Annotated in this window: 16 protein-coding genes and 1 rRNA gene; 10 read left to right on the top strand and 7 right to left on the bottom strand. The window is 45.2% G+C overall.

Annotated elements, in window-relative coordinates:
* The first annotated feature begins 28 nt into the window (after positions 1-28).
* A complete protein-coding gene (locus tag ABXR35_RS20190; protein ID WP_367063854.1) occupies positions 29-1,099 on the top strand; it encodes a branched-chain amino acid aminotransferase in 1,071 nt (356 codons plus the stop codon).
* A gap of 260 nt (positions 1,100-1,359) precedes the next feature.
* On the opposite strand, the gene ABXR35_RS20185 is transcribed toward ABXR35_RS20190, so the two are convergent.
* The gene (locus ABXR35_RS20185; RefSeq protein WP_367063853.1) at positions 1,360-1,872 is read right to left on the bottom strand and encodes a hypothetical protein; all 513 of its coding nucleotides are present in this window, start codon (positions 1,870-1,872) and stop codon (positions 1,360-1,362) included.
* A 586-nt stretch (positions 1,873-2,458) separates the two neighbouring features.
* Here ABXR35_RS20185 and ABXR35_RS20180 point away from each other — a divergent pair.
* Complete coding sequence (locus ABXR35_RS20180) at positions 2,459-3,781, top strand: hypothetical protein (RefSeq protein WP_367063852.1); 1,323 nt, start codon at positions 2,459-2,461, stop codon at positions 3,779-3,781.
* Between the two features lie 166 nt (positions 3,782-3,947).
* Here ABXR35_RS20180 and ABXR35_RS20175 read toward each other — a convergent pair whose 3' ends face one another.
* Positions 3,948-4,406 (bottom strand): hypothetical protein, encoded by a 459-nt coding sequence (locus ABXR35_RS20175; RefSeq protein ID WP_367063851.1) that lies wholly within the window; start codon positions 4,404-4,406, stop codon positions 3,948-3,950.
* A gap of 332 nt (positions 4,407-4,738) precedes the next feature.
* On the opposite strand from ABXR35_RS20175, the gene dapD reads away from it, so the two are divergent.
* The 3 genes from dapD to ABXR35_RS20160 all read left to right on the top strand — a co-directional run bounded on the left by dapD (position 4,739) and on the right by ABXR35_RS20160 (position 8,052).
* Positions 4,739-5,452 carry a 2,3,4,5-tetrahydropyridine-2,6-dicarboxylate N-acetyltransferase gene (gene dapD / locus ABXR35_RS20170; RefSeq protein ID WP_367063850.1) on the top strand — a complete coding sequence of 238 codons (714 nt, stop codon included), beginning with the start codon at positions 4,739-4,741 and terminating at the stop codon, positions 5,450-5,452.
* A gap of 94 nt (positions 5,453-5,546) precedes the next feature.
* The gene (locus ABXR35_RS20165; RefSeq protein WP_367063849.1) at positions 5,547-6,671 is read left to right on the top strand and encodes an N-acetyldiaminopimelate deacetylase; all 1,125 of its coding nucleotides are present in this window, start codon (positions 5,547-5,549) and stop codon (positions 6,669-6,671) included.
* A 544-nt stretch (positions 6,672-7,215) separates the two neighbouring features.
* Positions 7,216-8,052: a YitT family protein gene (locus tag ABXR35_RS20160; RefSeq protein ID WP_367063848.1), complete on the top strand. Its 837-nt coding sequence runs from the start codon at positions 7,216-7,218 to the stop codon at positions 8,050-8,052.
* Between the two features lie 160 nt (positions 8,053-8,212).
* On the opposite strand, the gene ABXR35_RS20155 is transcribed toward ABXR35_RS20160, so the two are convergent.
* The 4 genes from ABXR35_RS20155 to ABXR35_RS20140 form a co-directional block, all read right to left on the bottom strand.
* Positions 8,213-8,530, bottom strand: a complete 318-nt coding sequence (locus ABXR35_RS20155; RefSeq protein WP_367063847.1) for a spore coat protein — start codon at positions 8,528-8,530, stop codon at positions 8,213-8,215.
* 13 nt (positions 8,531-8,543) lie between these two features.
* Positions 8,544-8,741: a spore coat protein gene (locus tag ABXR35_RS20150; RefSeq protein ID WP_367063846.1), complete on the bottom strand. Its 198-nt coding sequence runs from the start codon at positions 8,739-8,741 to the stop codon at positions 8,544-8,546.
* A gap of 403 nt (positions 8,742-9,144) precedes the next feature.
* Positions 9,145-11,127 carry a methyl-accepting chemotaxis protein gene (locus ABXR35_RS20145; protein ID WP_367063845.1) on the bottom strand — a complete coding sequence of 661 codons (1,983 nt, stop codon included), beginning with the start codon at positions 11,125-11,127 and terminating at the stop codon, positions 9,145-9,147.
* Between the two features lie 492 nt (positions 11,128-11,619).
* A complete protein-coding gene (locus ABXR35_RS20140) occupies positions 11,620-12,780 on the bottom strand; it encodes an aminotransferase A (protein ID WP_367063844.1) in 1,161 nt (386 codons plus the stop codon).
* A gap of 612 nt (positions 12,781-13,392) precedes the next feature.
* On the opposite strand from ABXR35_RS20140, the gene ABXR35_RS20135 reads away from it, so the two are divergent.
* From ABXR35_RS20135 to ABXR35_RS20120, 4 genes are read left to right on the top strand one after another with little or no spacing between them, the layout of a single operon-like run.
* Positions 13,393-14,502: an ABC transporter ATP-binding protein gene (locus ABXR35_RS20135; RefSeq protein WP_367063843.1), complete on the top strand. Its 1,110-nt coding sequence runs from the start codon at positions 13,393-13,395 to the stop codon at positions 14,500-14,502.
* Positions 14,492-15,304 (top strand): ABC transporter permease, encoded by an 813-nt coding sequence (locus ABXR35_RS20130; protein ID WP_367063842.1) that lies wholly within the window; start codon positions 14,492-14,494, stop codon positions 15,302-15,304. The genes ABXR35_RS20135 and ABXR35_RS20130 overlap by 11 nt, the downstream gene beginning before the upstream one ends.
* The gene (locus tag ABXR35_RS20125; RefSeq protein ID WP_367063841.1) at positions 15,294-16,118 is read left to right on the top strand and encodes an ABC transporter permease; all 825 of its coding nucleotides are present in this window, start codon (positions 15,294-15,296) and stop codon (positions 16,116-16,118) included. The genes ABXR35_RS20130 and ABXR35_RS20125 overlap by 11 nt, the downstream gene beginning before the upstream one ends.
* A 1-nt stretch (position 16,119) precedes the next feature.
* Positions 16,120-17,187, top strand: coding sequence for an ABC transporter substrate-binding protein (locus ABXR35_RS20120; RefSeq protein ID WP_367063840.1), 1,068 nt, complete (start codon positions 16,120-16,122; stop codon positions 17,185-17,187).
* 103 nt (positions 17,188-17,290) lie between these two features.
* Here ABXR35_RS20120 and ABXR35_RS20115 read toward each other — a convergent pair whose 3' ends face one another.
* Positions 17,291-17,608 carry a hypothetical protein gene (locus tag ABXR35_RS20115; protein ID WP_367063839.1) on the bottom strand — a complete coding sequence of 106 codons (318 nt, stop codon included), beginning with the start codon at positions 17,606-17,608 and terminating at the stop codon, positions 17,291-17,293.
* A gap of 231 nt (positions 17,609-17,839) precedes the next feature.
* Here ABXR35_RS20115 and ABXR35_RS20110 point away from each other — a divergent pair.
* Positions 17,840-18,160: ribosomal RNA gene (locus ABXR35_RS20110) — 16S ribosomal RNA — on the top strand; the annotation flags it as partial.

The raw sequence follows: 18,160 nt of genomic DNA, 5'->3' as shown, positions 1-18,160 counted from the left end.
AAGGAATTCCTGTTAAGGAGACATAGCCATGAGTATCGAGATCAAAATAGAGCAAACAACTACACCAAAAGAAAAGCCAGCCACAGAAGGACTGGTATTCGGAACCAAATTTACAGATCATATGTTCATTCTGGACTACGATCACGGACAAGGCTGGCATGATGCACGTATCGTGCCGTATCAGAACATTAGCCTTGACCCAGCTGCCAAAGTCTTTCATTACGGTCAAACGATCTTTGAAGGTCTGAAAGCATATCTGGCACCAGACGGTCGCATCCTCATGTTCCGTCCGAACAAAAATATCGAGCGTCTGAACCTGTCCAATGAGCGTCTGAGCATTCCAGAGATTGATCCAGAATTGGCGCTCGAAGCGCTACGTCAGCTGATCCTGACGGACAAAGACTGGATTCCGCAAGGAGAAGGTACATCGCTGTATGTACGTCCATTCGTGATCGCAACAGAAGCGGCATTGGGCGTAGCACCATCGCTGCAATACAAATTCATGATCATCTTGTCCCCGGTTGCTGCTTACTATGCAGAAGGCATCAACCCGGTTAAAATCTACGTGGAATCCAAGTACGTACGTGCTGTTCCGGGCGGCGTAGGCATGGCGAAAACCGCTGGTAACTACGCAGCAGGTCTGAAAGCACAAGAAGGCGCAACCGAGCTGGGCTATTCTCAGGTGCTGTGGCTGGACGGCGTACATCGCAAATATATCGAGGAAGTCGGCAGCATGAACGTCTTCTTCAAAATCGACGGCACTGTCGTAACACCAGCGCTGAACGGTAGTATCCTGAACGGGATCACCCGCGATTCGATCATCCAGCTGCTCAAGCACTGGGACATTCCAGTGGAAGAGCGCCTGCTGTCTATCGACGAGCTGGAAGAGGCTCACAAAGCCGGTACATTGGAAGAAGCATTCGGTACAGGTACCGCAGCTGTTATCTCCCCAATGGGCGAACTGAACTGGCAGGGAGAGAAAATGATCATTAACGAAGGCAAAACAGGCGAACTGTCTGCCAAGCTGTATGAGACATTGACTGGCATCCAGAAGGGGATCGAGGAAGATCCATTTGGTTGGGGCATTGAAGTGAAATAAAGAAGTACAGCAACAATAAGTAATATGTCATGAAGCCATGACAACATCGTGAGTATAAACAGCAAAGAGAGCGGCAGATTTCATGAACATTCATGGGATCTGCCGCTCTTTATTTGTGTGGACCATAAAGAAGAATGGTAGGGATATTGTCGATGTTTGTATCTCGTTTTCGATCAATAGTAATTCGATCTATAGCAAAGGGAACGACGCATCTCGCAAAGATACATCGGCTAAACTGACTATAGAGTATATAGCGAATATTATGGAAAGGAACGTCGCTTAATTTTATTCTGAAGCACCAGCGTTTGTAACTCATTCGCTTTGATCGCTAGCCCCATATGATAAGCGTCCCGCTCTTTGATTTTGCCTTCCATCATCAGAATATTCAGTTCCTGTGTCTTCTTGTTTAGATCCAGAATCAACTGCTCAATATCTTGCACCAGCAGCGCATGACGCTCGTGTTGCATCGACCATGAGGATGGCGCTGTTGTATCACCCGTGCTTGAAGCGGCAGGTGAGGGAGCTGTCTGTTGGAGCTTTGCCTGATTCTCAGCAAGATCGTAATAGGCAGCTGTGCCTTCCTTGATCTTTACAATGCGTGGTTCACGATCAGCAATAGTACGCAGCGCTCCTACGATAGAGCCTTCACTATAGTTTTCCGGCAACTGTTCCAGATACTTCCGAACAACCGCAAAGCCGGTTTTACCTTCTTTTTGTAAATAGCCAAGCACGTGATTACGTATACCCTCGGCGTTGGAATTTTTCTGATTCATAATAAAACCCCCAGGAAGAAGTCGGATGATGCAAAACATTCGTTATAGATATTTTAACACAGTATTAATACTGTATCAATATAGTGTCAATATTATGATACATAGTATTAATACTAGAATGAAGTATCAAATTTACAATATTAACAGAAGAGAAGGCTATTATATACGCCAAAACCCTCTGTTATTCGCTGTTTATCTATATATTAATCTATTCATTTTATGTAGAGTATCATTAGTATTAATACATTGAATTTAAATAATGCATGATTTTGATACTATTAGTATCAAAATTAGATAGAGAAAATAATTGATACTCTGGTACAAAGCCAACTGTCATTCTCTCTTTTTAGTATGTTATGTGTCTCCTATATTCAGACATTCATTAGATAAGCAAAACAGATCAATGACAAAACCTATTTTCTTTTAAGCGAGTTGTCTTTGCTTAATAGAGAGAGGCAATTAGTATTCGTAATCTAACGAAATATATACATATTAATTATGGAATATTTACAAATAAATGTATTATATTTAGCAACCACGGCTATATAATGAATTGAATCTTCATATTATAAAGGAGGGATTATTTATGAATTGGCGTGTCATGTGTATGGCTGTATTTATCGTTTGTCTGCTGGGGTCGTATGTACCTGTTGGAACGGTGCAGGCAGAGCAGGGGGATTACGAAAGAATCACCGTACCAAGCAACAGCCTGATCAGTGCACATAACACGTTATCGGGCAGCACACCCCAAATGGTTGCTGACGGTAATCTGAATACGGCATGGAACGCAGGACGTAACAGCGGTGTCATCAGTGTTGTGTTTAACCAGAACATCAAGATGAATGGGATAGAGATTGCTACGACTGCTTCTTCAACCAGTACAGTTAGCTATCTGATCTACGGGCTGAATGGTAACCAATGGGAAGAAATTGGACGTGCTTCGCGTACGATAGAATATCGCGCAGACGGCAAAGCTACGATTTTGGAGCGAATCCCCGTTCTGGAAGGAACATATGGTGGTGTCTTGATCTCAATGGATTCCAGTACCAAAGCATTTGTATCAATCAACGAACTGTATCTGACCCAAGGAACAGAACCTACATTTGACAATGCTACGATCTCTCAATTGAGTGGGGGGGCATTTTTGACGTGGCAGTATGACGGCTTTGCCAACCAAACAGTTATCTATTACGGCACCAAGCCCGGCGTGTACACGGACAAAGTTATTGCGCCTTGGCGGGGCTATCTAGGAACGCGCGTGTACAATCTGGTGAACGATCAGAAGTACTATTTCAAAATAGCCGCCAATATCCAAGGGAAGATCTACTATTCCAAAGAACTGTCGGTTGTACCCAAGTCGAGCAAAATCGCTAAAACATTGCCCGAAGGAACACGCGGAGGTGTGTGGCCGTATTACAGTGATTTGAATCTAACGCCGAACGATGCGTTTGATGGAGACATTTATACATCGTGGTATTATACCAACCCTAATTATCCGCCCAATGACGATGGTTCGCTCTCGCTGTATTTCTTCCGTAATCCCACCTATATAGACAGTATTCAAATCGTAACCCAGTATTCTCCTGTGGCTCTGGACCGATCCGGTGTACGAGAAGATGAATATACGATCACGTCTGGTTGGGATTGGAATACAGGAGATATTCAAATTGGTCAGCTGAAGACAACGGTTCGTGATCCAGGCGGCGATGGCATCGTTTATTTGCAAACGATACCGATTAAGCCAGGGTATTATCATGAATTTGAGATCCATGTGAAAACAACAGGCAGATATGTGAGTGTGAATGAAGTTATTATTCACGGGAAAGACCCTAACGCTTCTGTAACAAGTGATGTGTATGGAAAGGAAACAAATGGGGTCACGCAAGATGTATATGCTGCTACACGATGAGGTATAGCTTTGACAGCAGTTGGATGTAGACAGAGATCTGCTGCTTGATGGCGGAGTGAGTAGATCTATGTGTAGCGTGGTTAGAGGGAGCACTTCAGAGTAAGTTTAAAGTGGGTTTAATTACGTTTGAAATAAGAAGCTGCGCTTCTAAAGCGCAGCTTCTTATTTAATCAATATCGTTAATCTTCCATATGCTGTTCCATTTCTTGAATACATATGTTTCAGGAGAAACACCATTCTCGTTTGTAGTGACGTTAGCTCGGACTACAATTTGCGAATCATTAGAGTGATCTATCTTTTCTATTTGAACAGAATTAGCTTTTCGAGAGTTTGGTTGACCCACATTTGAATCGGCAGTCAATAATTTTATAAATTCAGTGGTATTCTTTTCATTTCGATACGTTATGGATTTATTTAATAGTTGAATGACTTCAAGTTCATCTCCAGAATAGGGAGATTCGTCTACATAAACGTTTGTACTTTGTTTAGATGTATTCGTTTCTGTTGACTCTGTATTGATATGTTTTTGCCCCAGTTCAGAAGAGTTATGATTGGCAGAAGAAGATATACTTTGATTCCCACACCCTGCTACGACAATGAGTACTACTAAAAGTATATGTTTCAAAACATCACCCCTTTCTATGAATAGTAGATGCAATGTATACATATAATGTTTCGCAAAAATGAAAAATTATAGCTAAACGTCGTGTTCTCCAATCTTCTTTTCTTCATTTAAGAAGATATTATGTACTATCTGTATAAACATTTGGTGTAAATATCATGGATCAATTGCGAGCGATCCTGCATCTGTGCTATAAATGATGTAGTTCCCATCTGGGAGACTGAATATGTTCATACATTTGGCTATGGCTTGTGCCATAACAGTTGAATAGAGCGCACTGCGCCAGATATGGCAGCGGTGATATTATTATGAGAAAAAGGAGCTGTCATCTACATATGTCTACTGAGATGAACACGCATGAAATTATTAATCTGATCAAAACGAGCAAAAAGAAAACTCCGGTTAAAGTGTACCTGAAAGGTCAACTGGACGGCATCTCCTTCCCAGAAGGCGTACAAACATTTATCACTGGCAACACAGGTGTGATTTTTGGTGACTGGGCAGATATTCAAGGCGTTCTGTCTGAAAACAGCGCACAGATCGAAGATCATGTGATCGAGAGCGACCGTCGCAACTCCGCGATTCCGCTGCTGGATATGAAGAACATCAACGCTCGCATCGAGCCAGGCGCATTTATCCGTGAAATGGTATCGATTGGTGACAATGCAGTCATCATGATGGGCGCAGTAATCAATATCGGCGTTGTCATCGGCGAAGGCACCATGATCGATATGGGTGCCGTACTGGGCGGTCGCGTACAAGTCGGCAAAATGTGTCATATCGGCGCAGGTTCCGTACTGGCTGGCGTTATCGAGCCACCAAGTGCACAACCAGTTGTCGTGGAAGACGATGTACTGATTGGCGCTAACGTTGTGGTACTGGAAGGCGTACGCATCGGTGAAGGCGCAGTTGTTGCTGCGGGTGCAGTCGTAACACAAGACGTACCAGCATTCTCCGTTGTCGCAGGTACACCGGCACGCGTAATCAAACAAGTGGACGACAAAACGAAGTCCAAAACAGAAATTCTGCAAGATCTGCGTACCCTGTAATTCTTTTTAAATGAATTGTACATCTCCATATACACGAAGGCTGTCATAGGAATCTGTGGCAGCCTTCTTATCTTATATAAAAGGAGTTACACGCATGAGCAACAACAAACTCATCGATATTCGCCGCGATCTACACCGGATTCCAGAGGCAGGATTTCAGGAATTCAAAACGCAGCGCTATCTGCTAGACTATATTGCAAGCTTGCCACAAGAACATATCGAAGTACGTACGTGGAAAACGGGCATCCTCGTGTATGTGCATGGAACCGCGCCGACTCGGCGTTTTGGTTATCGCGCGGATATGGACGGTCTACCGATTGTAGAAGAGACCGGCTATGATTTTAAAAGTGAGCATCCCGACTATATGCACGCATGCGGGCATGATCTGCATATGACGATTGGACTTGGTGTGCTGACACAATTCGTGGAGCAGCGGATGAAGGACGATCTGGTCGTATTGTTCCAGCCAGCCGAGGAAGGACCAGGCGGTGCACAGCCGATGTTAGCGAGCGAAGAACTGGCGGATTGGATGCCGGAGCAGATGGTCGGTTTGCATGTTGCCCCTGAATATCCGGTTGGTACGATTGCGACGCGTCCGGGTATTTTGTTTGCCAATACGTCGGAGTTGTTTATTGATCTGATCGGTACGGGTGGTCATGCAGCATATCCGCATCGGGCGAACGATATGGTGGTAGCAGGCTGTCAGCTGGTCGGTCAATTGCAAAGCGTGATCGCTCGCAATGTGAATCCACTCGATTCGGCAGTCATTACGATCGGCAAGATCGAGGGCGGCACCAAGCAGAACATTATCGCCGAACGTGCTCGTCTGGAAGGAACGATTCGTACATTGTCTGCGGAGACGATGACACTGGTGAAGTCACGCATTCAGGCATTGGTGAAGGGGATTGAAGCAGGATTTGAATGTCGTGCCGAGATCGACTGGGGCGCCAATTATATGCAGGTGTACAATGAAGAGAAGCTGACAGCTGAATTCATGCAGTGGCTGGATGGACGCGACGATGTGACTCTGTTTGAGTGCACCGAAGCGATGACTGGCGAAGACTTCGGTTATTTTCTAAAAGATATTCCCGGCTTTATGTTCTGGCTCGGCGTGGATACACCATATGGACTGCATCACGCCAAGCTGGAGCCGAGTGAGGATGCAATAGAAATAGCGGTACGTACAGTGACGGATTATTTGCGTTGGAAATCGGCATAATCGTGGAATCGCCCAGTACGTGTATGATGTACTTGCGCGTTATTTCACGACGTATATTCATATTCAGGATCAGATCGTGTAGGTTGCGATCTGGTCTTTTTCTGTTACATATAAATAGTATCTATTACATGATCCAGATCCGATATTCATAAGCTTCCCTGCATGTTCATGTAACAACTGCTTTTTTGCGTTAATCAAGCAGTGAAATGAATAGTCAAAGGATGGTAAAAAAGCTTTGACTTGCTTGAGGGCGAGGCTTAAAATACTCATTTGGCGGGTAAGGATGGACATACGTGCATTTTCGCCCGTTTTTGACCATTTTGTATAAAAATGCTGCATATTTCGGTGACATAGCAAGCCTGCAAGCACCATTTCTGACATTCCAGCGATTATACATAGAGTGCATAAAAGTTGAATGGAGAACACGATGACTTTTATAGCAAAGCTAGCTGTTCACGATGCTGTCCATGCAGCTCTATATAACGAGTACGAGTACAAGTATGACTTCCGTAACGGAACGTCAGCATAAGAAGGAGCTTTGCCCATGAAAAAACGTGTTTATGATATGATCCTGATTACCGTTGGTGCTTTTCTGTTTGCGCTGGCAGTCAATCTGTTCATTATTCCCAACAATCTCGGAGAAGGCGGCGTAACCGGGGTAACGATTATTTTGTACTATCTATTTCAATGGTCGCCCGGTCTAGTCAATCTGGTGATCAACTCATTCCTCATTCTGATCGGTTATAAGTTTCTGGATAAAACAAGCATCATTTACACCATTATTGCGGTTGCGCTCAACTCACTATTCCTGCATCTGACCGAAGGGTGGCGCATTGATTCTAACGAGATCGTCGTCAATGCTGTATTTGCCGGTATTCTGGTTGGTGTGGGACTGGGATTGATTATCCGTGCAGGCGGTACGACAGCCGGTACAGCGATTTTGGCGCGGATTACGCATAAGTATTTGGACTGGAACATTAGCTATGGATTGCTGTTTTTCGATCTCATCGTTGCATTCTCGTCGCTGTTCATCATCGGTGCGGAGCGTCTCATGCTGACAATCATCGCCCTGTATATCGGTACGAAAGTGATGGATTTTATCATCGAGGGATTGAATCCGAAAAAGGCAGTTACCATCATCTCCTCACATCAGGACGCGATTGCCGAAAAGGTCATCACCGTTATGGATCGCGGTGTTACCGTATTGTCCGGGCATGGTTATTACACCAAAACGCCCAAAGAAGTACTATATATCGTCATCAGCAAACAGGAAGTATCCGTCCTGAAAAAGATCGTACGCAACGCAGATCCGAATGCCTTTATCACCATTCACGATGTACGCGATGTGTTCGGCGAAGGATTTTTGGAATTGTCCAAATAATAAAAGTGTAAATAAGCTCACAACAAAAGCCGTATCACCCTACGAGGGAGATACGGCTTTTGTATATGCCATGTAGCAGAATGCCAATCGGCAGATGTCGATCTCTGCTTATGCCTACTCGGCATATAGGGTAGATGACAGCGGATGAACTTACTTTCGATCAGCCTTTATTTTTCACTAGTTCCAGTGCAATATCGGCTTTTTCCAGATCATGCTCTACTTGCTCCTGAATATTGTACGCATGGTACATTTCGTTTTCGATCATATACGTTGCGATTTGCTCATGTAGATCAATTGCTTTTTGCAACTGGGATTTCAATGTACGGCGCACTCCCGGTGTTGCCGTCTCGGTCAGCGCTACAGCATAATTGCGCACACCAGCTTTGGCAGACATCAGCAAATCAGTAGCGATTGCCAGATCGTCCAATGGAGCCGTAGCATTTACAAGCATTTCCTTCGTCATATTGTTAGCAGCCATAAGTGAAACCTCCTTATTGTTGTTTTTGCAGAATGGATCTCAAGTCTTCAATCGCTTTGGTCGAGTCTTGAATGTCTTCATCGATAATCTTGCGCAGTCCCTCATCCTTAACCAGTTCGCGCATAGCCATCGCTTTGGTCACACAGGATGTTTTGAAAATAAGCAGTTCGTGCACTTCCAGTAATTCATGAGTGGCTAATGCCTTTGCCATATTATTCATTCCTCTCATAACCAAAATTTAACATCGTTCGTTTTCTATATAACCTTAATTGTGCTTGCTGCAACAGCAGTTTATATAGCTTGATGTCAAAAGTAAATAAAGCTATAGCATGTTCATATTAAGCTATTTTCATAATACAGTACTGCTGACAAGCTACTAGTAAACGAATGTATCCGCTACGTAGTATTGCTGCTGCCTACCAAAAAAAGAAGCATAATCATTTTGAACAGAAACCGAATGACGCTCTGATTACAATGAAAGGAAGCCATATATCGCTGTATATCTGTATTCTCTACTGTCTGTGATGGTTCTTCATAAATAAGCATGTCTATACCAAAAAAACCGGTCTGCATCTATTATGCAGAACCGGTTTTTCCGTTATTCCAAATTCAATTTACTCATGCAGCTTGAAATGCTCGATTTCCTTCTGTAAATCCTCCGCCAGCTTCGCCAGTGATTGTGCCGACGAGCTGATCTCTTCCATTGAAGCCAATTGTTCTTCTGCGGAAGCGGCAATATCGTGCATATTCCCGGTATTTTGTGCAGAAATCTCGCTAACCTCGCCAACTGAACGAGCAACCTCACCTGCATTGCTGTTCACCTCGCGTACGAGGTTGTTCATATCTTGCAGACTGGTTGCGATCTGATGCGCATTAGCTTTCAGCTGTTGGAACTGATCTGCTGATTGCTGTACGCCTTGCAATCCGTCTTCTACCGAATGATGAATCTGTTCAAAGGTTGCGAGCGAATCGTTAATCTCACGGATAATATCCTGCAACAATGTTTCGATATGACCGGATGATTGATGCGATTGCTCTGCCAGCTTTTTCACTTCACCGGCAACGACGCTGAAGCCTTTGCCTGCTTCGCCTGCACGAGCTGCTTCAATCGCCGCGTTCAGGGATAAGAGATTGGTTTGCTGCGCGATATTATTGATCGTTTTCAGAATATCGCCAATCTGAGTCGATTTATGCGACAATCCATTAATGACGCGATATGCATCATTCACGGATTGATCGATTTGCTGCATCTGTCCAACCGTTGTGCGTACGAGTCGATCACCGGTATCTGCCATTTCATTAGACGTACCCGACAATTGCAGTAGCGATTGTGAATGTTGCTGTACTTCACCCAGCCAACCAGATACCTGATTGAGCTGCGCTGCACTTTGTCCGATATGCGTGTTCTGACGATCGCTACCACTGGAAAATTGCTCAATCACACTGGTAATCTGCTCGGTCGCTTTGCTTGTTTGCTCTGAGCTTGCTGTCAATTGCTCAGAAGAGGAGACCACATCGCTAACCGTATCTTGGATTGAACCGACCAGCGTACCGAGCGACTGATTCATGTCATTAAAGGCAGCGGACAGATGACCCAGCTCATCCTTACTTTTATCCTGTACCGATTTGGTCAGATCGCCCTGACTGATTGCGTTGGCGACGGTCACAATGCGGCTCATTCTGCGACTGATCGAGCGTGTGATCAGCCAGATGACGATACTGCCGATGACGAGCGCGGCGATCAGAACGATCAGCGTTTGGATCAGGAGTGGACGTACTTTGGCATCAATCTCGGATTGATAGAAATTCCCTACCAGTTTCCAGCCAGTCAATGCGCTTGTCGTATAGCTGAGTTGCTCATCCTCACCCTTGCTGTTATAGCTGAATGTATCGGTCTGCTTATTATCCGCTACGATCTGCTTGGCAAGTGCATCTGTTTCACCCGCTTTGATCGTTGGGTGCGAGATGTACGTACCGTCTGCTGCAACGATAAAGGCATATCCATTTTCACCAATTTTGATATTGGAGGCGATCTGGATGAGCGATGCTAGATTAATATCCAGACCGACCACACCGCTACCATCATCGGTGCGTTTGGCAACCGTAACTGTCATTGCTTGAGTAGAGGAAGATAGATAAGGCGGCGTCACGATCGTTTTGCCCGGACTAGCTTCTGCTTCTTGATACCACGGACGTTTACGTGGATCGTAATCCGATGCTGTTGGAATATCCGACGAGGTATAAAAGGCGCCTGTCGCTGTGCCGACATATAAGCCTTCGACTTTGGTCATCGTTTGATCATAAATGCGTAATTCTTCTATTAACCGATCACTATCGGTATAGCTAGCCTGTTTGATTTGGCTGGCAAAATAGTCAACCGCATCGATATTTTGCTGCATATCGTTATCGACAACGGCACTGAGTGTCTGTGTATTCAAGGCAGTACTGGAGATTAACTCACTGCTAAGCGAGCGCTGGGCAACATAATATGACGCCAGACTTGATACGGTTAGCGCTGCAATCAGCACCAGACCGAACGATAGCATCAGCTTGCGTCCCAGTGATTGCTTGGTAAAAAAAGATGTCCATTTATTCATGATATCACCCCATCGAGTCGTATCGTTCCGGTTGCATGAGTACCCGATAGTGGCATATGGAGATCATACTTGTTTTGCGTTCCTTCGGCAAAGCGCTAAAGTTCATGATTTCGTTTCTTCCTTTTCTATTTCAAATCAAGACTTTCCCGATTCTATACCGACAGCCTCCCCCACGGCTGCACCTGCAAAATTTCATATTTATCTCGTATCGCCGATGCTCACGCGGTCAACCTTCACTCTTTTATTATCGGCGCAGTCGCTTAATTACTGTAGATTTCACGATTATCAATTTCAAGTTAAAGGAAACGTTTACAAAAGAAAGTCGATTTTGCACAACACAAATTGCACCTTGCTGTAAGCGAATCCGGTGTGCGGATAACAAACAGCAAAGTGCCACAAAAAGAATCAAAATTCAGCATGTTTCAACATAGCCTTATCAAACTATCGCTACCAGAAGGAAATACAATGCTTCTTATTTCCAAAAAATTTTTTTTACACATGCAAAGTACGGATGAATGCTTCCAACCGATCCAGCGCTTTTTCTAGCACTGGTAGTGCATACGCATACGATAAGCGAATATATCCTTCTCCATAGATCGAAAAGGCATCTCCCGGCACGACGGCAACCTTTTGTTCTTCCAGCAATCGCATCGCAAATTCCATCGATGGTATATTCAGATGCGCAATAGAAGGGAACAGATAAAACGCACCTTCCGGCTTATCCAGCTCTAATCCCATCTGCACCAGTCGATCATAGACATAATCTCGGCGCTGACGGTACGCGTCACGCATCGGCAACGCATCATCTATGCCATTGGTCAATGCTTCAACCGCAGCAAACTGACTGATCGAGCTGGCACACGATACATTATATTGATGCACCTTCAGCATATGCGCCGACAACCAAGCTGGAGCAAATAGTAAGCCGATCCGCCAACCCGTCATCGAATGCGATTTGGACAAGCCATTAATCACAATGGTCTTCTCACGCATTCCCGGCAGCAGTGAGATAGAGCGGTGTGGCTCATCATAGATCAGCTCGCTATAAATTTCATCGGAAATCACGAAAATATCCCGCTCCCGCAGTAGATCAGCAATACCGTTCAATTCCTGCTCGCCCAATACGCGTCCTGTCGGATTGGATGGATAACCTAAAGCGATGGCTTTGGTACGTGGCGATAGATGCGGTTCGAGTAACTCCGCAGTCAATTTGAAGCCTGTACTGCGTGTATCCACATAGATCGGGATACCGCCCGCTAAGCGGATCAACGGCTCATACCCGGGATAGATCGGTCCCGGCAAAATCACTTCATCCCCCGGCGATACAATAGTACGCAGCGCCACATCCAGCGCTTGACTCGCTCCGACCGTTACGATGACCTCGGTATCCATGTCATAATGCTGATCATATTTCACTTTGACAAACTCTGCTGCTGCTCGGCGCAGTGCAGGAATACCCGCATTGGGCGTATACACTGTTTTGCCTTGGTGCATCGCTTCTTCCGCAGCAGTAATAATATGCGCAGGTGTTGGGAAATCCGGCTGTCCCAGCGTCAATGCCAACGCATCTGGATAACGCGCTGCAGCGGTGGCAATTTTGCGAATGCCGCTGATCTGAATATCGTGAATCGGTGCATGAATGAGATGTTCCATAGAAAGATGCTCCTTTATATCTTGGTGTGCAGATAGGATGTAATGCAAAACAATCTCCTGATACAAACATAATCTTCTGATGCAAACATAACCTTCTATAGAAGAAACTTTTCATATAGCTATGACATGTATCAATTACAGGTATAAACGACATGTATCTATTTAGAAGAAGGTTCTCATATATCGACTGCTGCTTGTATTCGTGTAGGTCGTTGTTTCACTGTATCTTCATTCTTATCATCTTCTATTATATTGTATCGTTTATTCGCTCCGTCTGCTGCCCATCTGTTCTCTATGCTCAAATTAGCATATCTGCTACGCATCCGTCTTTACATTTCATGATGGTCCTTTTGCACATTATAGATGGAGCGTGTTTGAGGATGTTTTACGAAAAGCGTTGAAAAATGGGGTGTTTTCCACAGAATTCAACCGTTATAATAGCAGTTGTACCTTTTGCGGCATGGACAGATGGTTAATGTATCAATAGCAAGTAAGCCCGCTAACCGCAGCGGTTTGATGATATGCAATACTAAAGTCAGCAAGGGAAACGGTGCACGGTATACAACAATTTATAATCCACAGCAAGTATACGGATGCCAAAAGGAGGCTGTTATGAGCGATAACAATATGATCCGCTTTGACGGAGTGAGCAAGCGTTACGAAGATGGCACACAGGTGCTGGAGCATATCGATTTCGAGATCGAACGCGGTAAGTTTTACACCTTGCTTGGACCGTCCGGTTGCGGCAAAACAACCATTTTACGGATGATCGCCGGATTTACCGAACCGAGCGGAGGTTCGATTTATTTGAATGGGAAGGTCATCAACAAGGTGCCTGCCAACAAACGTCAGGTGAATACCGTATTTCAAGACTACGCCTTATTCCCGCATTTGAATGTATTTGAGAATGTGGCTTTTGGTCTGCGCGTCAAAAAGATGAAAAAGGATGCCATTCAGACCAAAGTGAATGAAGCGCTGAAATTTGTCAATCTGGAAGGGTACGGACAGCGTGCCATTTCAGAAATGTCCGGTGGTCAGCGTCAGCGTGTAGCTATTGCACGTGCGTTGGTTAACGAGCCGGAAGTACTGCTGCTCGACGAGCCGTTGTCTGCGCTTGACCTGAAGCTGCGTACAGAGATGCAGTATGAGCTACGCGAAATCCAGCAGCGTCTAGGCATTACCTTTATCTTCGTCACCCATGATCAGGAAGAAGCATTAGCAATGTCCGATTATATCTTTGTCATGAACAAGGGTAAAATCGAGCAGAGCGGCACGCCAAACGATATTTATGATGAGCCGATTAACCGCTTTGTAGCTGACTTTATTGGCGAATCGAATATCGTACCCGGTCGCATGATCGAGGACTATGTAGTGGAATTCAACGGCAGACAATTCCAATGCGTCGATGCTGGGCTTCGTCCAGATGAAGCGATTGAGGTTGTCATCCGTCCTGAAGACTTGGAATTGACTACCGAGGACAAAGGCAAGCTCAAGGTCCGCGTCGATACGCAGCTATTCCGTGGCGTTCACTATGAGATTAGCTGCTATGACGATTCCGGTCATGAATGGCTGGTGCATTCTACACGCAAAGCAGAGCCGGGCAGTCAGATTGGGTTGGATTTTGAACCGGAAGCAATTCACGTCATGCGCTTCGGTGAGAGCGAAGAAGATTATGACCGCCGTCTGGAAGGATACGGAGAAGGCGGTGTCCATGCAGGCTAATACGCGCGCGATCTATATGTTGCCTTATTATGTATGGATCGTTCTGTTTGTCGTAGCACCTGTGGTGCTAGTTGGGTATTATTCCTTTTTTGATGTGGACGGTCATTTTACCTTTCAAAATTATCGTACCTTTTTTACACCCGTTTATTTGCAAATGACACTAAGCTCGTTCTGGTATGCGTTTCTCGTGACACTATTTTCGCTGCTGATTGCGTATCCAGCTGCTTATGTGCTGACCCGAACCAAGCATCGTCAGCTGTGGATTTTGCTGATTATTTTGCCGACATGGATCAACCTGCTGCTAAAAACGTACGCGTTTATCGGTATTTTCGGTACGTACGGTCCGATCAATGCCCTATTGGGGGCGATCGGTTTCGGACCGCAGCAATTGCTGTTTAACGCCTTTAGCTTCGTATTCGTATCGGTATATATTTTCGTGCCGTTTATGATTCTGCCAATCTATAATGCGCTGGAGGAAATGAATCCATCGCTCATCTCGGCAGCGCGTGATCTGGGCGCATCCGGCTGGACTACATTTCAACGCGTGATTTTCCCGTTGACTGTCTCTGGTGTCAAATCCGGCTGTATGGCGGTATTCATCCCGTCGCTGTCGCTGTTTATGATCACACGCCTGATTGCGGGCAATAAAGTGATTACACTTGGTACAGCGATTGAGCAGCATTTCTTAGTCACACAGGACTGGGGAATGGGTTCAACCGTTGCCGTAGTATTGATTATTGCGATGGCTGTGCTGATGCTGCTGAGTGGCGGCTTCGGACAGGAGGTGCGTCATGGGAAATAAAAACCGCTGGAGCAATCTATATCTCGTACTCGTATTTGCTGTTTTATACGCGCCGATTTTGTATCTGATGTATTATTCCTTTAATAGTGCTGGTAATATGCACAAGTTTGAAGGCTTTACGTGGGAATGGTATAGCGAAGTCTTTCACGATACCCGTCTCATTATTATTCTGATTAATACGCTGGTCATTGCGCTTCTATCCTCTACAATTGCAACGATCATCGGTATTATTGGTGCGCTAGCGATTGACCGCATTCGTCGTCGCCGTTTAAAAGATACCGTATTGTCGCTCAATAACGTGCTCATTGTTAGCCCGGACGTGATCATTGGTGCATCCTTTTTGATTTTGTTTACGATTGTAGGCATCAAGCTAGGCTTTGCCTCGGTGCTGATCTCGCATATCGCTTTCAGCATACCGATTACGGTGCTTATGATTCTGCCGCGTTTGCAGGAAATGAGCCCGACCTTAGTAGATGCGGCGCGCGATTTGGGTGCTAGCCGCCGCGATGTGCTGACCAAAGTTATTTTGCCATTTATTAAGCCCGGCATCTTTGCTGGCTTTTTCATGGCGTTCACGTATTCATTGGATGACTTTGCTGTTACGTTCTTTGTGACCGGTAATGGATATTCGACTCTATCAGTCGAAATTTACTCCCGTGCGAGACAGGGGGTTGCGCTGTCTATCAATGCGCTGTCCACACTGATCTTCCTATTCACCACTGCACTGGTGGTTGGTTATTATATGATCACGCGCCGTGCACAGGGACGCAGCCGTCGTCATGAAGCAGCTGCCGAAATGGGGGTGCCAAGATAAGATGAAAGCCATTAGTCGTACATTTATCATTATTGTCGCTGTGGCACTGCTGCTCATGTATGTAGCAGGACGTCTGAATGTTAGTCAGGGGTATGCTGGCGGTAATACGCTGACCATTTATAATTGGGGCGATTATATCGATCCTGACCTGCTGACCCAATTTCAAAAAGAAACAGGCATTACTGTCATTTATCAGACTTTTGATTCCAATGAAGCGATGTTGACCAAAATCGAGCAGGGCGGTACTACATTTGATGTAGCCATTCCGTCGGATTATGCCATTTCCAAAATGCGTGAAGAAAAGCTGCTCCTTCCATTGGATCACAGCAAACTGCCGAATCTGAAAAATATCGATCCATCGTTTCTGAATCTATCGTTCGATCCGGGCAATAAATATTCTGCGCCATATTTCTGGGGAACGGTTGGGATCGTCTACAATCCAAAGCTGACCAGTCTCAAATTCCATAGCTGGAACGATTTGTGGGACCCCTCGCTGCGTAACAATGTGCTGCTGACCGATGGCGCACGCGAAGTGATAGGCATGTCGCTGAATAGTCTAGGCTACTCGCTGAACGATACCAATGAGCAGCATCTGCAACAAGCACTGGCAAAACTGAAAAAGCTAACGCCAAACGTCAAAGCCATTGTTGGTGACGAGATCAAAATGTTGCTCGCCAACAACGAAGCGGCAGCTGGTCTTGTATTCTCTGGCGATGCGTCCGAGATTATGAGCGAAAATGAAGATCTGGATTATGTGGTGCCGGAAGAAGGGACAAACCTCTGGTTCGACAATATGGTGATTCCAAAAACCGCAGCTAATGTCGATGCCGCTCACAAATTCATCAACTTCATGCTCGATCCAAAAGTCGCAGCCCAGAATGCGGAATACGTAGGCTATTCAACGCCTAATGATGCTGCCTTGAAGCTGCTGCCAGAAGACATCGCTGGTGACGAACGCTTCTATCCACCAAGCGAACTAACCGACCGCCTAGAGGTCTACGACAACTTGGGCAAAAAAATGCTGGTTCACTACAATGAACTGTTCCTACAATTCAAAATGAACAAGTAGCTCTATATACTTCATAATATAAATAGACGAGATGAAAAATAGCTCCAACGGTAAAATGATTCTTTTACAGTTGGCTCTATAATGAGATATTCCGTTTCTCACCTCAAGGCGCATTCCGATAAGTAAACCACGGAATGCGCCTTTTTATATGAATGGAGACAATAAGCTTGACACCCTTAATACAGTCCAACACAATCATTTGATCTACCTGATCTACCTGATCTACCTGATCTACCTGATCTACCTGATCTACCTGATCTACCTGATCTACCTGATCTACCTGATCTACCTGATCTACCTGATCTACCTGATCTACCTGATCTACCTGAATTATAAAGGGAATAAAATAATTGGTTATAAAGGTGTTGACTTGCTCGGTCGATCCATGGTATAGTCTTTTGTACAAGCCTTTTGAAAGCATCTGTCGCTTCCACAATGAGTCAAATCATTACGAAAAACAACTTCAAAAAAAGTTGTTGACAGCTAGCTGAGAAGGTGATAAGATATAAGAGTTGCTGCGAGAGACACTGAACGGCAACGAAAGAGCTTGATCTTTGAAAACTGAACAACGAGTGAGTGAAGAACTTCGGTTCTTCAAAAATATAGAGAACAGCAATGTTCTCGCCAGCAAGAGATGAGCAAGTCAAACACTTTTATGGAGAGTTTGATCCTGGCTCAGGACGAACGCTGGCGGCGTGCCTAATACATGCAAGTCGAGCGGAGTCGATAAGAAGCTTGCTTCTTTGAGACTTAGCGGCGGACGGGTGAGTAACACGTAGGCAACCTGCCCTTTAGCCTGGGATAACTACCGGAAACGGTAGCTAATACCGGATACTTTCGTTGTCCGCATGGACGACGAACGAAAGACGGAGCAATCTGTCACTGAAGGATGGGCCTGCGGCGCATTAGCTAGTTGGTGGGGTAACGGCTCACCAAGGCGACGATGCGTAGCCGACCTGAGAGGGTGATCGGC

Origin of the sequence: Paenibacillus sp. JQZ6Y-1, from assembly GCF_040719145.1 — a bacterium.
Lineage (GTDB): Bacteria > Bacillota > Bacilli > Paenibacillales > Paenibacillaceae > Saccharibacillus > Saccharibacillus kandeliae.
The sequence above is the reverse complement of the archived record's forward strand: the minus strand, read 5'-3'. Positions and strand labels throughout refer to the sequence as shown.

What these genes read in the sequence shown, in the direction of transcription:
- ABXR35_RS20190 (WP_367063854.1), top strand. Translation starts at nt 29, where the DNA reads ATGAGTATCGAGATCAAAATAGAGCAAACAACTACACCAAAAGAAAAG.
- ABXR35_RS20185 (WP_367063853.1), bottom strand. Translation starts at nt 1,872, where the DNA reads ATGAATCAGAAAAATTCCAACGCCGAGGGTATACGTAATCACGTGCTT.
- ABXR35_RS20180 (WP_367063852.1), top strand. Translation starts at nt 2,459, where the DNA reads ATGAATTGGCGTGTCATGTGTATGGCTGTATTTATCGTTTGTCTGCTG.
- dapD (WP_367063850.1), top strand. Translation starts at nt 4,739, where the DNA reads ATGTCTACTGAGATGAACACGCATGAAATTATTAATCTGATCAAAACG.
- ABXR35_RS20165 (WP_367063849.1), top strand. Translation starts at nt 5,547, where the DNA reads ATGAGCAACAACAAACTCATCGATATTCGCCGCGATCTACACCGGATT.
- ABXR35_RS20160 (WP_367063848.1), top strand. Translation starts at nt 7,216, where the DNA reads ATGAAAAAACGTGTTTATGATATGATCCTGATTACCGTTGGTGCTTTT.
- ABXR35_RS20155 (WP_367063847.1), bottom strand. Translation starts at nt 8,530, where the DNA reads ATGGCTGCTAACAATATGACGAAGGAAATGCTTGTAAATGCTACGGCT.
- ABXR35_RS20150 (WP_367063846.1), bottom strand. Translation starts at nt 8,741, where the DNA reads ATGGCAAAGGCATTAGCCACTCATGAATTACTGGAAGTGCACGAACTG.
- ABXR35_RS20145 (WP_367063845.1), bottom strand. Translation starts at nt 11,127, where the DNA reads ATGAATAAATGGACATCTTTTTTTACCAAGCAATCACTGGGACGCAAG.
- ABXR35_RS20140 (WP_367063844.1), bottom strand. Translation starts at nt 12,780, where the DNA reads ATGGAACATCTCATTCATGCACCGATTCACGATATTCAGATCAGCGGC.
- ABXR35_RS20135 (WP_367063843.1), top strand. Translation starts at nt 13,393, where the DNA reads ATGAGCGATAACAATATGATCCGCTTTGACGGAGTGAGCAAGCGTTAC.
- ABXR35_RS20130 (WP_367063842.1), top strand. Translation starts at nt 14,492, where the DNA reads ATGCAGGCTAATACGCGCGCGATCTATATGTTGCCTTATTATGTATGG.
- ABXR35_RS20125 (WP_367063841.1), top strand. Translation starts at nt 15,294, where the DNA reads ATGGGAAATAAAAACCGCTGGAGCAATCTATATCTCGTACTCGTATTT.
- ABXR35_RS20120 (WP_367063840.1), top strand. Translation starts at nt 16,120, where the DNA reads ATGAAAGCCATTAGTCGTACATTTATCATTATTGTCGCTGTGGCACTG.
- ABXR35_RS20115 (WP_367063839.1), bottom strand. Translation starts at nt 17,608, where the DNA reads ATGCTTTCAAAAGGCTTGTACAAAAGACTATACCATGGATCGACCGAG.